Origin of the sequence: Xanthomonas sp. NCPPB 1638 (assembly GCF_041475635.2) — a bacterium.
Classification (GTDB): Bacteria; Pseudomonadota; Gammaproteobacteria; order Xanthomonadales; family Xanthomonadaceae; genus Xanthomonas; species Xanthomonas cucurbitae.
Window position 1 is genome coordinate 2,870,690 of the sequence record NZ_CM192984.1, and the last position, 13,943, is coordinate 2,884,632.

Sequence of the window (13,943 nt, forward strand, 5' to 3'; positions counted from 1 at the left end):
CGCTGTCTGGAGGGCGGGCACCCTTCAGGCAGCCGCCCCTGCGGGCGATCCGCCGGCAACGCTTGCCCACGCCGAGACGCTCAGGCAACGGGCGTCTGCATTGCTGTCACAAGTCGCACAGCATGGCTTGTTCCAGGCCAGCGCCTACCCACTGCGGGTAGGTCACCTGGTTGCCGCAGCAGTCAGTAGAACCCAACGCTGTCGCGCTGCAGCTTGAGCCAGCGCTTGATCGCCTTTGTGTCTGTCAACTCGCGTATCTCGCGCAGCAGCGCTTGCCGGTAAAGCACTTCGTTGGCGACCTGACGCTTGAACTTGGTCATCAGTCTGTCCAGCCCCTCGGGCTTGGGTTGTGCTGGCAGATCCAGATCGTAGGCGTAGCAGAAATCCATTGCATGCTGGGCCAGCTGGTACTTGAGTTCCTTGCACTGGCGATCCAGCTCGCGGTTGTACTCCTTCAACCGCGTCGGGTTGATCGCGTCCACGCCCTGTGCATCGAGCAGGCCGATCTCCGCCTGCAGTTCGAGCAGGCCAAGCAGGTCGTTGCCCTTGTAAGCGGCATTGAGCCGCTGCATCAGCTCGGTGCGCGTAGCGCGATCGTCCGCGTCACTGGCGCGATCCGGATGCAGGTTGCTGGCCAGCTTGCGATACAACTCGCGCAGCGGAGGCGGCTCGGCCTGGGCCTTGGCCTTGGCGGTTTTCTTCTCCGGGCGACGCCGCCGCTCGCCGGCACCTGGTTGCCTGGCGTGCTCGCCAGCAGCGTCGGCCTCTGCCTGCGCCTGGTCCAGGCGCGCATTGACCCGTTCGAAGAGTTCATCGGGCGAATCGACCGAGGCCAGCTCCTCCGGATCCAGCCCATACAACTGGCCGATGACCTGTTTCATCAGCTCATCCGATTCATCGAGCTCATCGTCGTAGCCGACCTCGTTGTGCCGTTCGTAGATGGGCTTGAGCTCGACATGACCGATCTCGATCAGCGGACCGGCCAGATCGCAGATTTCATCGGACACGAAGTCCCGATCGATCCTGCTCAGCTTGACCGTGGCATCGATGCGATCGAGCAGATGGATCTGCTCGATCTCCAGCACGCGTTGTTGCTCGAACAGCGGCAGCACTTCGGCTTGATAGCGTGCGCGCCACTGCTCGACCGCCTCGCGCCAGTCATGCAAGTCGGTGCGATGGCGCTGCAGATCGCGCAGCAGCCGGTCGAAGCGCTTGCGTGCGGGCGACATTTCCTGGCCACCGGCATCGCCGGGTTGCCGGCTCAGTTGCTGCAATGCCGTGGACACGGGTGCGTTGGAAGGAGAGGCAGCGGTAGTTTTGGGCATGGAGGATCAATGACTCAGTGGATCACTTACTCGAAATCGGCGGAAGACGCTTCGTCCGGACGCTGGTCGCCCACCGTCCACAGGCGCTCCAGCGCATAGAACTCGCGCACGCGCGGCAGCATCACATGCACCACCACATCGCCCAGGTCCACCAGCACCCATTCGGCTTCGCGCTCGCCTTCCACGCCCAACGGCATCACGTCCAGCCGCTTGGCGAACTTGACCACTTCGTCGGCGATCGACTTGACGTGGCGGGTCGAGGTGCCGGAGGCGATCACCATGTAATCGCAGACGCTGGACTTGCCACGCACATCGATCTCGACCACGTCCTTGGCTTTCAGCTCTTCCACGGCCTCGCGCACGGTGGCCAACAGGGCCGGCACGGACGGCGGCGGATTCGGAATGGAGGTCTTGATGACTTGGGCTTGGCTGGTCAAAGCGGGCAACTCGATGGAATTAGCGTGAATTATAGGCCCGTCCGGGCCGCGACGTGTTCAGCTAGCCGGGCAGGCGCAACCGTATAGCCCTTGCTGCGCGATGAAGTCCGCCACTGCGGCGGGCACCAGCGCCCGCCAGTCGCCGCCACTGGCAATGCGTGCACGCACCGCGCTGGCCGATTCGCCGCGCAACGACGCCTGCAGGCGCCACAGCCGGCCGGCCGGTGAAGCGGACAGTTCGTCCACGCTGGTCGCCCAACGGCCCTGTACCGCTGCGGCAAGCGCAGGGGAATCGGCCAGATCCAGCGCCGTCCCCGGGCGCGCGGCGATCACGAAATGGGCCAGCCCGAACAGCGCTTCCCATTCATGCCATTGGCTCAGCTCGACAAACGCATCGGCGCCGAGCAACCAGGCAATCGGGGTCTGCGGGCCAAGCGTTGCGCGCAGCTCGCGCAGCGTCTCCACCGTGTAGGACGGCGCACCGCTGGCACAGGCGCGCTGCAACTCGCGGGTATCGAGCACCAGACCGGGCTGGCCGGCAAGCGCAAGCGTAAGCATCTGCGCGCGCTGCGGGGCGGTGGCACCGGGGGCGGAACGATGCGGCGGGTCGGCGGCCGGCACCACATGCACCACCACGCCCAGCGCCCCGCGCGCCGCGCAGGCGATGGCGAGATGGCCCAGGTGGATCGGGTCGAAGGTGCCGCCGTAGTAAAGATGGAGCTGGGAATCGGGAATTGGGAGTCGGGAATCGGAAGAGCCGGGGTCCGCACCGTGGTCGGGATGGGAGTGTTGCTGTTCCTGCGATCCGGAAGAGCTGGTTACAAGGCTGGGCTGCGCACGCTGGTCGGAATGGACCCGCTGCCCTTCACCTTGCCCTTCCCGGGCCCCCGGTCCCGGGTCCCGGGTCCCGGCTCCCCCCACCCTCACGCCAGCAATCTCACCGCGCGCGCTTCGGCCACCGCCACCAGCAGGCGTTCCAGGCCGACCCAGGCGTCGCCGTCCGCGCGGCCCTTGGCCATGCGGTCGACCAGCCCGGCTTCGGCGACGAAGCGCTCCCAGCGCTGCGGTTCGGGGTGGCGCTGCAGTGCGCGCTTGAACGGGGCCTGGCGGGATTCCCAGATGCCTTGCGATTTCATTTCGGCAGCCAGGTTGCCGCCGCTGGCCTGCACCTTGGCCAGCGCGGCGGTGCGCAGCAGTTCCTTGATCAGGATCGGCATCAGCGCGGCCACCGCTTCGCCCTCGGCGCGCAGGCCGGCCAGCATGCGGATCACCGCCGCCGGGTGGCCGGAAAACACCGTCTCGGCCAGCCGGAACACGTCGTAGCGGGCGGCGTCGGCCACCAACGATTCCATCGCTTCCAGGTCCAGCGTCTTGCCGTCGGCCAGCAGGGCGAGCTTGTCGATCTCCTGCGCGGCGGCCAGCAGGTTGCCTTCCACCCGCTCGCTCAGCCGCTGCACCGCGGCCGCGTCGGCGCGCAGGCCCTGGCTGCGCAGACGGCGTTCGATCCAATCGGACAGTTCATGCGGCTTGATCGCCCAGGCCACCGCAATGGTGCCCAAACGGCCCACCGCATCGGCCCACTTGCCCTGGTGCGCCTTGCTCCAGTCGTTGGCGGTAATCAGCAGCACCACGTCCGGTGGTGGGTTGGCGCAGAAGCGGGTGATGACCTCGGCACCGTCCTTGCCCGGCTTGCCGCTGGGCAGGCGCACCTCCACCAGCCGGCGCGGGCTGAACAGGCTGGGCGCGTTGAAGCTGGCGTCGAGCTGGTGCCAGTCGAAGTCGCGGCCATCGGCATCGAAGACCTCACGCTCGCCGATGCCTTCTGCGCGCGCGCGAGCGCGCACGGCGTCGGCCGCTTCCAGCACCCGCAAGGTCTCCGGGCCGGCGATCAGGTAAACCGGCTGCAGGGGCTGGTTGGACTGGCCGGCCAGTTGCTCGGGGCGCAGTTCCATGTCTAACGGCGCACGTTCGGGTCGGTGGTGGTCGGCCAGAGGCGACACGCCAACGCGCGCGCGCACACCCGATGCCAGCGGCGCTGTCGGGGCACTTCGCGCAGCAGCCTCAGGCCGAGGCCGCGCTGGTCCGACGCTGGCGAGGTCGTCTCGATGCCCACGGCCTCAGTTGTTGGACGTAGGTGCTGGCGGCAGCGATGCCGGCACGCTGGACTCGGGTGTGGATGGCTGCAGCGGTGGCGTGGTGGCTGGCGGCAGCGGTGCGCTCGGCGTGCTTTCCAGGCCCTCGCCACGCTGTACGCGTGCGCGGACCACGCTGTCGATGCGACGCAGGATCGAGGCCGACATGTCCTTGCGCAATTCGTCGGCAAGGATCTCGCGCTCGGTGGCGGTACCGGTGGCGTCCACCGGTGGCGACACGTAATCGCGCGACAGCTCGATCACCTGCTGCGGCACCAGCACCGCGCCATTGGCGGTGGTGAGCGTAAAGATGGCGGCGTAGCGCAGGCTGAACTCCTGCGCACGGCCCTGGCTGTCGATGGCGATCGGCAGGTCGCCCCAGCGCTCGGACAACACCTGCAACTGCGCAAAGCCGGTCTTGGCATCTTCATCGGCCACGGTGGCACCAGCGGCCTTGAGGCCACGGCGCAGCAGTTTGGCCAGCTCGCTGTACTGGGTGCTGGACTGCACCTTCACCGCCGGCGTATCGGGGGGCAGCGCAAGCGAGTTACGCAGATGGAAGCCGCAGGCGGTGAGGCTGGAGACCAGCACGAGCGACGCAGCGAACGCAGTAGGAAATCGGATCATGGGCACAGTCTGGAGGAGCGCCCCGGCGGCGGCAACAGGCGGCTAGCCTGACGCAGCCGGCGTGAACGGGGCTTGATAAGGTGCCGCACTACAACTGCGGCGCCCAACATGAAAAACGCGTCGCCACGCGCCGGTGCAGCGCATTGCCGAATACCACTGCGGCATCCCTGCCTGCGCAGCACCACGCGCCAGTGCAACACATTGCCAAAACCGCCGCAGCCACCTTGCACCGGCTCGCCCGGCACGCCGCTCCGGGAAACTACCGGGAGCGGCAATGGCAACCCGAGCGAGCAGTAACGATCAGCCCGCCACGATATTCACGATCTTGCCAGGCACGATGATGATCTTGCGGACCGTCAGCCCGTCGAGGAATTTCGCAGCATTGGGTTCGGCCTGCGCCAATGCTTCGACCTGCTCGCGCGCCGCGTCCGCCGCCACCTCGATGGTGCCGCGCAGCTTGCCGTTGATCTGCACCGCCAGGGTCAGCGCATCGCGCACCAGGGCGCTGGCATCGGCCTGCGGGAACGGCACGTCTTCCAGCAAGGTCTCGCCACGGCCCAGCACCTGCCACAGCGCATGGCTGGCATGCGGGGTGATCGGGTTGAGCAACAGCACCATCGCTTCCAGCGCTTCCTGGCGGACCGCCCTGCCCTGGTCGCTGGCGTCGTCGAACCTGGCCAGCGCGTTGGACAGCTCCATCACTGCGGCAATGGCGGTATTGAAGCTGTGGCGGCGGCCGTAGTCGTCGCTGACCTTGCCGATGGTTTCGTGGGTCTTGCGGCGCACGGCCTTCTGTTCGGCGCTCAGGCTGACGGCATTCAGCGCCGCTGCGCTGCCCTCGCCCACATGCTTGTGCACCTGCACCCACAGCCGGCGCATGAAGCGCGCCATGCCGTCCACGCCGGCCTCGTTCCACTCCAGCGATTGCTCGGGCGGTGCGGCGAACATCGAGAACAGGCGCACCGTATCGGCGCCGTACTTGGCCACCATCGACTGCGGGTCCACGCCGTTGTTCTTGGACTTGGACATCTTCTCGGTGCCGCCGATGTGCACCGGCTGGCCGTCGGCGATCAGCACCGCACCGGTGACGCGGCCGCGCTCGTCGCGCTGAATCTCCACGTCGGCCGGGTTGATCCAATCCTTGCCGCCGTTGTCGGCATCGCGGTAGAAGGTGTCGGCGATGACCATGCCCTGGGTGAGCAGGTTGGTCACCGGCTCGTCGCTGTCCACCAGCCGCGCGTCGCGCATGAGCTTGTGATAGAAGCGGAAGTACATCAGGTGCAGGATCGCGTGCTCGATGCCGCCCACGTACAGGTCGGCCGGCATCCAGTAATTGGCGCGGCGGTCGACCATATCGCGTGCGTTCGGGCTGGTGTAGCGCGCCACGTACCAGCTCGATTCCATGAAGGTATCGAAGGTGTCGGTCTCGCGCTCGGCCGGGCCGCCGCAGTCCGGGCAGGTGGTCTGGCGCCAGGTCGGGTCGGTCTTGATCGGTGAACCGGTGCCGGCAAATTCCACGTTCTCCGGCAACACCACCGGCAACTGGTCTTCCGGCACCGGCACCGCACCGCATTTGGCGCAGTAGATCACCGGAATCGGGCAGCCCCAGTACCGCTGGCGGCTCACGCCCCAGTCGCGCAGGCGGTAATTGACCCGGCGCTGGCCCTGGCCCTTGCGCTCGAAGCGCTCGGCCAGTGCCTCGAAGGCGCCGCCGAAATCCAGCCCGTCGAACTCGGCCGAATTGATCAGTTCCAGCGCGCGGCTCTTGTCGGTGTACCAGTCGCGCCACTGGGTGGCGTCCCAGCTCTGTTCGTCTTCGTTGCGCGGCTCGCGCAGCTTGACCACCTGCACGATCGGCAAGTTGTACTTGTTGGCGAACTCGAAATCGCGCTGGTCGTGGCCGGGCACAGCCATCACCGCGCCAGTGCCGTAGCCCATCAGCACGAAGTTGGCCACCCACACCGGCACCTGCTCGCCGCTGATCGGGTGCACTGCGGTCAGGCCGGTGGCCATGCCGCGTTTTTCCTGGGTTTCCAGCTCGGCTTCGGACACGCCGCCGTGCTTGAGTTCTTCCAGCAGGCGCGCCAGTTCCGGATTGGATCTGGCCGCATGCAGCGCCAGCGGGTGCTCGGCAGCAATCGACACGAAGGTCACGCCCATCAGCGTGTCCGGACGGGTGGTGAACACGCGCAGCGGGTCCAGTGCAGCGCCGTTGGTGTCGCGCACGTCGAACTGGATTTCCAGGCCTTCCGAGCGGCCGATCCAGTTGCGTTGCATGGTCTTGACCGACTCCGGCCAGCCGTCGAGCTGGTCCAGGCCGTCCAGCAGTTCCTGCGCGTAATCGGTGATGCGCAGGAACCACTGCGGAATCTCGCGTTTTTCCACCAGCGCGCCGGAGCGCCAGCCGCGGCCGTCGATCACCTGCTCGTTGGCCAACACGGTCTGGTCGACCGGGTCCCAGTTCACCACCGCGTTGCGGCGATAGGCCAGACCCTTGCGCATCAAGCGGGTGAACATGCGCTGCTCGTGCACGTAATACTCGGGAGTGCAGGTGGCGAACTCGCGCGACCAATCGATAGCGTAGCCCAGCGATTTCAGCTGCCCGCGCATATGCGCGATGTTGGCGTAGGTCCACTTGGCTGGCGCGGTCTTGTTCTTGATCGCGGCGTTTTCGGCCGGCAATCCGAACGCATCCCAGCCCATCGGCTGCATCACGTTGTGGCCGGTCATGCGCTTGTAGCGGCTGACCACATCGGAGATGGTGTAGTTGCGCACATGCCCCATGTGCAACGCACCGGACGGGTACGGCAGCATCGACAGGCAATAGAACTTCGGCTTGTCCGACGTTTCATCGACCTGGAAGGCGCGGGTGGCGTCCCAGAACTGCTGGGCGGAGGATTCGACCTGCTGCGGGTCGTAGGCGTTCGGTTCGACGGTGGACATTGGGAGCGGATGCTCGGGCGGTGCAAAGCGGTACAGGGTACCGCAGTGCAGCAGGTGCTCCAAACCATTACCGCCGTGCGGGCGCCTTCGCCGGCCAGATCCAGCACGCCACCGCCAGCCAGCCCACCCACGCCAGAAACGCCAGGCGCTGAGCGATGGCCTGCCGCAGCAGGCCGGGTGGGCCGAATGCCAGCACCGCCACCAGCAGGCCGGCGGCCAGGCTGAGCCAGGCCAGACCACGGGTGCCGGGGGCGTTGAGCAGCGCGGCGGCGATCAGCAGCATGGCCGGCACGAAGGCCACTGCCCACAGCAGCCAGGCAGTGGCATGCGCCTGGCTGGCGCGGCCATCCAGGTCGGCAGGATCCAGCGGCAACAGGCCCATGCCGACAAAGGCCAGCCCGGCCAGCACGATCAATTGCCCGCCCACCCGCAGACTCCAACTGGCCTTGAGCGGCATCCGCGCCAGCAGACTGACCCCCGTCAGCATGCCCAGCGCGCCCACCAGCACGAAGGCCAGCAGATTGAAGCCCAGCGCATGCGGCACCCCGGCTGCGCCCAGCAAGGCCACCGGGTGGCTGGCTTGCAGGTAGCCCGGCAGCGTGGCGCCGAAACCGGCCACCGCCAGCACGAACACGCTCGCCGCGACCAGGCCCAGGTAGCGCTGCGCGCCGTCGGTACTTGCCATTGTGCTGCTCCGCATCGTGGCACCGTGCGCCACCAGAACGCGGCATTGTCGGGCCGGGCGGGCGTGGCGTGAACCCCTGGCACGTGTCACGCCGGCCTTGTGTCGGCCGGGTTTGCCACCATTACGGTCCATTGTTGCCGTTCTCACTTCAGGAAACCCATGTCCGACAAACCGCATGTATTCGATGTCACCACCGACACCTTCGAGACCGAGGTCCTGCAGAAATCGTTGACGACACCGGTGCTGGTGGACTTCTGGGCCACCTGGTGCGGGCCCTGCAAGACCCTGACGCCGATCCTGGAGAAGCTGGCGGCCGACTACCACGGCGCCTTCGAACTGGCCAAGGTCGATGTGGACAAGGAACAGCAGATCGCGGCCGCGTTCCAGATCCGCTCGGTGCCAACGGTATTCCTGGTCAAGGGCGGCGAGCTGGTGGACGGCTTCCCGGGCGCGATGCCCGAGGGCCAGATCCGCGAATTCCTGACCCAGCACGGCGTGTTGCCGGCCGAGCCGCAGGTCGTCGAAGCACTGCCGCCCGAGGCACCGCTGGACCCGCAAGCCCAGGCCGCCGCGCTGCGCGAGGCGATCGCCGCCGAGCCGGACAAGGACGAGCTCAAGCTGGATCTGGCATTGGCGCTGCTCAAGACCGGCGACACCGCCGAGGCCGAGCAACTGATCGACGCCCTGCCCGCCAACCTGGCCACCGACGACCGCGCGGTGCGCGCCAAGGCGCGTCTGGGTTTTGCCAATGTGCTCAAGGACGCCCCGGACGCGGGCGCACTGCAGGCCAGCGTGGACGCCAACGAGGCCGACCTGCGCGCACGTCATCTGCTGGGCGTGCGCCATCTGCTCGACGGCAACGACGAAGCGGCGCTGGAGCAGTTCCTGGAAATGCTGCGCCAGGACCGCGCCTTCGACGACAACCTGCCGCGCCGCAGCCTGATCGATGCGTTCCGTGTGATCGAAGACGAAGACCTGGTGGGCCGCTACCGCCGCAAGATGTCGGCGCTGGTGTTCTGACAGCCAATGGCGCTGCGGCGCCACATGGACCCGTAGGAGCGGACCTGGCCGCGACGAGGCATTACCGTCGGTCGCCGAAGAGGGCTTCCCCGGTAACACGCCGTCGCGGCCGGGTCCGCTCCTACCAAGGCGGGCGGCAGGACTGGCGTCAGGCCGTACCCACCTGGCAGCACTGCAACAAGCGGCAGCACCGGCCCCAACACCGCCAACCCGAAGCACACGTAGGAGCGGACCTGGCCGCGACGCGACGGCGCCCGGTTGCGATGAGGCATTCCCGGTAACGCGCCGTCGCGGCCGGGTCCGCTCCTACAGTCGCTGCGGCTCATATCCATACGCATGCGAATGTTACGCTATGCACTGCCTCCGCCATCGCATCAGGCCCGCATGCGCGCTTCACTGTTCAAGCTCGGTATCAACCTGTGGCCGCCATATTTGTTCGCCGGCATCCATGTCATTGTGCTGTCGGCCGACTATCGCTTCGCGCGGGTGGAATTGCGGCAACGACCATGGAACCGCAACTACGTTGGCACCCATTTCGGCGGCAGCCTGTTCGCCATGACCGACCCGTTCTGGATGCTGCTGGTGATGCAGAACCTGGGCCGCGACTACTACGTGTGGGACAAGGCCGGCAGCATCGACTTCGTCAAACCCGGGCGCGGCACGGTCAGCGCGGATTTCGTCATCGACACTAGCGTGTTTGAGGAACTGCGCGAGGCCACCGCCAACGGCGAGAAGCATCTGCACTGGTTTGAAAACGAGATCCACAACCGCGATGGCGAGGTGGTGGCACGCGTGCGCAAGCAGCTCTACGTCAAACGCAAGCCGGCGCACTGACCAACAGACCAGCACGCGAGTGCAGCGCCAACCCACGCCGAACGCCAACCACTGCAGGCAGACAGACTTCCACCCACATCCACGATGCGCACGCCGCCGATGGCGCCGCGCAGCGAACCCGCGCTTTGCGTCCTGGCGCGCATTGGTCAAGAATCGGGCATCTTCCCGACTGGCTGCCTTCATGCTGCTGCGCACCGTTGCTTCTGCCTGCCTGCTCGCCCTGGTCCTGCCCGCTGCCGCCAACGCGGCCTATCGCAGCCCGCAACAGATACTGGACAGTTCACCGGCCAGCGCATGGCGCGTGCTCGATCCCGAGCGCACCCTGTACCTGGAGCTGGATAAAGGGCGGGTCGTCATCGAGCTGGCGCCGCAGTTTGCGCCCGAACATGTCGCCAATATCCGCACGCTGGCGCATGAGCGCTTCTGGGACGGGCTGAGCATCTACCGCTCGCAGGACAACTTCGTGGTGCAGTTCGGCGACCCGGATGGCGAGACGCCGGGCAAGGCCAAGTCGCTCGGGTCAGCCAGGACGCATCTGCCGGCCGAATTCGAACGCGCCTCGCAGGGCCTGGCGTTTCAGCGCCTGCCCGACAGCGATGGCTGGGCGCCGCAAGTAGGCTTCGTCGACGGCTTCCCGGTCGGGCGCGATGCCGCCAGCGGCAAGACCTGGCTGGCGCATTGCTACGGCACGCTGGGCGCAGGCCGCAACAACGATGAAGACAGCAGCATTGGCGCCGAACTGTATGTGGTCACCGGGCAGTCGCCGCGCCAGCTGGATCGCAACATCACCGTGGTCGGCCGCGTGGTCAAGGGCATGGAGCTGCTCAGCGTGATTCCGCGCGGGCCAGACCCGATGGGCTTCTATGCTGATGCGGCGCAACGCTCGCCGATCCGCGCGATCCGCCTGGTCAGCGACGTGCCGGCGCCCGAACGCACGCCGCTGCAGCTGTTGCGCACCGACAGCCCGACCTTCCGCGAGGTGGCCGAAGCGCGCCGTAATCGCAAGGACGATTTCTACAAGCGCCCGGCCGGGCATATCGACCTGTGCAATGTGCCGCTGCCGGTGCGGGCGCCGCCTGCTGGGTGAATCGGGAATCGGGAATCGGGAATCGCAAGAGCGGGCCACGCCTGCTCAGCGGGCGCGCTGGCTGAAGGCGACGCTGCCCAGGATCAGCACTGCAGCCAGCAGCATGGTCCAGGTCAGCGGTTCGCCCAGCAGTGACCACGCCAGCAGTGCGCCGAACACCGGCACGAGGTAGGTCACGGTGGATGCACGCGCCGGGCCGATGCGCTGGATCAAACGGTAGTACATCAGGAATGCCAACCCGGTGCAGACCACGCCCAGCGCGGTCGCGCAGGCCCAGGCCACGGCCGGCACCGGCGTTGTCGGCCACTGCCACCAGGCCAGTGGCGCCAGCAGCAACGCACCGCAGCCCAACGTGGAGGCCGCCGATGCCGCCGGTGGCAGGTCGCCCATCTGGCGCTTCACCAGGTTGTAGCCGATGCCGTACAGCAGCGAGGCAGTGGCGCCGGCCAGTGCGGCCGGGCCCACGCTCAATCCGGCCGATTTGCCGGTCGCCAGCACCAGCACGCCGATGAATCCGACCAGCAAGGCCAGCGCGCGGCGCGTGCCGATCTTTTCGCCAAAGAACAGGAACGCGATCAACGCGGTGAATAATACCGTCATCGCATTGCAGATCGCACCGACGGCGGCGGGTGCATGCTGCGCGCCCCAGGCGAACAGCAGAAACGGCAACGCGGAATTCAACACGCCAATGGCCGCCAGCATTGGCCAGCGATGCAGCGGGAAGCGATCGCGCGCCAGCCACAGGAACGGCAGCAGCACCAGCGCGCCCAGCGCCAGGCGAATTTCCACCAGCACCACCGTGCCGAACGTGGGTGCGGCCACGCGCATGAACAGGAACGAGCAGCCCCAAACGATGCCCAGGAAGCCCAGCTCGAGCGGAGTGCGCCACTCGCGCGCTGCAACTGCCGGCTGCATCGACGGCTGCGCGCTCATCGCCGCGCTCCCGTGGCGTGCCGCGATGTGCTGCAAAGGCAAAGGACAACATCCGGCAGGTACACAGGCATGGCACGATCGTCGCGATGGGAGGGTGCAGCATCGGCTGCGACCGCAGACCCCACAAGCGCGTAGTATCGCAGCCAGCCACAAATCTGACTCATGTCTCGATGAACCTGCGCCCCACCCTGTTGCCCGCGCTGGGCGTGTTCGCCGCAGCCGCCCGCCACCAGAACTTCGCGCACGCGGCCGAAGAACTGCACCTGACCGCCAGTGCGGTCAGCCACCATGTACGCAAGCTCGAAGCGCTACTGGGCGTCACCTTGTTCCAGCGGCTGGCGCGCGGGGTCAAGCTCACTGCCGAGGGGCGCCAGCTGGCCGATGCCGCCTCCGCCGCATTGTCCGAGATCGCGGCGGTGGCCGGCAACCTGCATCCGCGCGAAGACGCCATTCCGCTGCGCGTCACCACGCTGCGCTCGCTGTCGTACTGCTGGTTGCTGCCGCGGTTGCCGCGCTTCTGCCGCGCGCATCCGCATATCCGCCTGGACCTGCAATCGGACCCGGCGTTCTCGCGCTTCGAAGAAGGCGGCCCCGAGCTGGGCATTCGCTATGGACAGGGTGCCTGGCCCGGATTGACCTCGCAGCATCTGATGGACGACGAGCTGTTCCCCGTGGCATCGCCATCGCTGCCGGAAGTGGCTGCGCTGCGCACCCCGGCGCAGATCGCGCAGTTGCCGCTATTGAGCGACATGTCACCGCAAGGCTGGCGCGACTGGTTCCGCGCCGCGCAGGTGCGCGGCACCACGCTGCCGCCGATGCACACCTTCAACGACAGCACCGACGCCATGCGCGCGGCCGTCTACGGCCTGGGCGCGGTGCTGGCACGCAAGCACATCGCCCAGCCCTACCTGCAGCGCTACGAGCTGGTGCGCCTGCCCGGGCCCACGCTCAAGGCGCGCTACGCCTATTACATCGTGCACCCCAGCCACCGCGAGCCCAGCCCCGCCGCTGCGGTGTTCATCGACTGGCTCAAGCGCGAAGCCTTGGATGAACGCACGCCGATGCCGGCGCTGCCCGCCGAGCTGTTGGCATTGCCGCCGAGCGAAAGTGTGCAGAAGCTGCGGGGGCGTCGGAACTCGCGTCAGGCATCGGCAGCGAATTGAAGTCGCACTAAAATCCTGGCAGTGCGTGAAAAATCTCGATGTGCCATCTCTCTGCGGGACATTGTTCTCCTCCATGGAGGAGAAGGTGCATCGAAGGGGCGGATGAGGGGGAGAGCGAAGTCTGGTGGAGTCTGGGTACAGGTGTGGCTTCGCCCCGCCCCCTCACCCCCTGCTCCGTGCCCCGGCCCGCGCTTGCGGCGCGGGCGCTCCACGGCACGCGCGCCAGTGGCGCGCAAGCGGTGCCTTCCCGCCCCGTAAGGAGGGGGGGGGCTTGCAAACGTCACCTGGCAGGCCGATAAGAAATCGCTTGACAAGCATTCCATCAAGATCATTAATTAGCTAATTCGTTAATTATCTAAACCAAATCATGTCTGCTGACCGCATTTTCGAAGCCCTGGCCTCGCGCCCGCGCCGGGAAATCCTGGCCTACCTGTCCGCGCAGGAACTGACTGCCGGGCAGATCGGCGAACGCTTTGCGATGAGCGCGCCAGCCATCTCGCGTCACCTGTCGGTGCTGTCGGCGGCCGGCCTGGTCAGCAGCGAGCGGCGCGGGCAGTTCGTGGTGTATCGGCTGACACCGGACAATATGGTCAACACGCTCAGCGGATTCGCTTTCGAAATCTGCCCGGTCGCCGGTCCGTTGCAACGCGAATCGCGCAAATTGGCCAAAAAATCTCGCTGATTGCGGTCTTCCCACCGCAAGGAGTTGCCATGGACCACCCACGGATTGTTTCCGACCGCAGTTTTCCGCGCGTGA

General features: G+C 66.9%; 13 protein-coding genes. 5 read left to right on the forward strand and 8 right to left on the reverse strand.

Annotated elements, in window-relative coordinates; all coding sequences use genetic code 11:
* Nucleotides 1–182 precede the first annotated feature (182 nt).
* The 7 genes from ACCQ13_RS12295 to ACCQ13_RS12325 form a co-directional block, all read right to left on the reverse strand.
* The gene (locus tag ACCQ13_RS12295) at nucleotides 183–1,286 is read right to left on the reverse strand and encodes a J domain-containing protein (RefSeq protein WP_223214322.1); all 1,104 of its coding nucleotides are present in this window, start codon (nucleotides 1,284–1,286) and stop codon (nucleotides 183–185) included.
* Nucleotides 1,287–1,351: 65 nt separating this feature from the next.
* A complete protein-coding gene (rsfS, locus tag ACCQ13_RS12300) occupies nucleotides 1,352–1,762 on the reverse strand; it encodes a ribosome silencing factor (protein WP_104603908.1) in 411 nt (136 codons plus the stop codon).
* 57 nt (nucleotides 1,763–1,819) lie between these two features.
* The gene (gene nadD, locus ACCQ13_RS12305) at nucleotides 1,820–2,689 is read right to left on the reverse strand and encodes a nicotinate-nucleotide adenylyltransferase (protein WP_159407264.1); all 870 of its coding nucleotides are present in this window, start codon (nucleotides 2,687–2,689) and stop codon (nucleotides 1,820–1,822) included.
* A complete protein-coding gene (gene holA, locus ACCQ13_RS12310) occupies nucleotides 2,686–3,714 on the reverse strand; it encodes a DNA polymerase III subunit delta (RefSeq protein ID WP_159407265.1) in 1,029 nt (342 codons plus the stop codon). The genes nadD and holA overlap by 4 nt, the downstream gene beginning before the upstream one ends.
* Nucleotides 3,715–3,879: 165 nt before the next feature.
* Nucleotides 3,880–4,521, reverse strand: a complete 642-nt coding sequence (locus tag ACCQ13_RS12315) for an LPS-assembly lipoprotein LptE (protein ID WP_104603911.1) — start codon at nucleotides 4,519–4,521, stop codon at nucleotides 3,880–3,882.
* 300 nt (nucleotides 4,522–4,821) lie between these two features.
* A complete protein-coding gene (gene leuS, locus ACCQ13_RS12320) occupies nucleotides 4,822–7,464 on the reverse strand; it encodes a leucine--tRNA ligase (RefSeq protein ID WP_159407266.1) in 2,643 nt (880 codons plus the stop codon).
* 67 nt (nucleotides 7,465–7,531) lie between these two features.
* Nucleotides 7,532–8,149: a DUF998 domain-containing protein gene (locus tag ACCQ13_RS12325; protein ID WP_104603913.1), complete on the reverse strand. Its 618-nt coding sequence runs from the start codon at nucleotides 8,147–8,149 to the stop codon at nucleotides 7,532–7,534.
* Between the two features lie 159 nt (nucleotides 8,150–8,308).
* On the opposite strand from ACCQ13_RS12325, the gene trxA reads away from it, so the two are divergent.
* The 3 genes from trxA (at nucleotide 8,309) to ACCQ13_RS12340 (ending at nucleotide 11,090) form a co-directional block, all read left to right on the forward strand.
* Complete coding sequence (gene trxA / locus ACCQ13_RS12330) at nucleotides 8,309–9,169, forward strand: thioredoxin (protein WP_104603914.1); 861 nt, start codon at nucleotides 8,309–8,311, stop codon at nucleotides 9,167–9,169.
* Between the two features lie 384 nt (nucleotides 9,170–9,553).
* Complete coding sequence (locus ACCQ13_RS12335) at nucleotides 9,554–10,003, forward strand: DUF4442 domain-containing protein (RefSeq protein ID WP_159407267.1); 450 nt, start codon at nucleotides 9,554–9,556, stop codon at nucleotides 10,001–10,003.
* Nucleotides 10,004–10,184: 181 nt separating this feature from the next.
* Nucleotides 10,185–11,090, forward strand: coding sequence for a peptidylprolyl isomerase (locus ACCQ13_RS12340; RefSeq protein ID WP_104603915.1), 906 nt, complete (start codon nucleotides 10,185–10,187; stop codon nucleotides 11,088–11,090).
* A gap of 45 nt (nucleotides 11,091–11,135) precedes the next feature.
* Here the strand turns inward: ACCQ13_RS12340 and ACCQ13_RS12345 are convergent, their stop codons facing one another.
* Nucleotides 11,136–12,023: a DMT family transporter gene (locus ACCQ13_RS12345; protein WP_159407268.1), complete on the reverse strand. Its 888-nt coding sequence runs from the start codon at nucleotides 12,021–12,023 to the stop codon at nucleotides 11,136–11,138.
* 170 nt (nucleotides 12,024–12,193) lie between these two features.
* Here ACCQ13_RS12345 and ACCQ13_RS12350 point away from each other — a divergent pair, with 170 nt between their 5' ends.
* Together ACCQ13_RS12350 and ACCQ13_RS12355 are read left to right on the forward strand one after the other, a co-directional pair.
* Nucleotides 12,194–13,186 carry a LysR substrate-binding domain-containing protein gene (locus ACCQ13_RS12350; RefSeq protein WP_159407269.1) on the forward strand — a complete coding sequence of 331 codons (993 nt, stop codon included), beginning with the start codon at nucleotides 12,194–12,196 and terminating at the stop codon, nucleotides 13,184–13,186.
* A gap of 367 nt (nucleotides 13,187–13,553) precedes the next feature.
* Nucleotides 13,554–13,868, forward strand: coding sequence for a metalloregulator ArsR/SmtB family transcription factor (locus ACCQ13_RS12355; RefSeq protein WP_104603917.1), 315 nt, complete (start codon nucleotides 13,554–13,556; stop codon nucleotides 13,866–13,868).
* The last annotated feature ends 75 nt before the right edge of the window (nucleotides 13,869–13,943 follow it).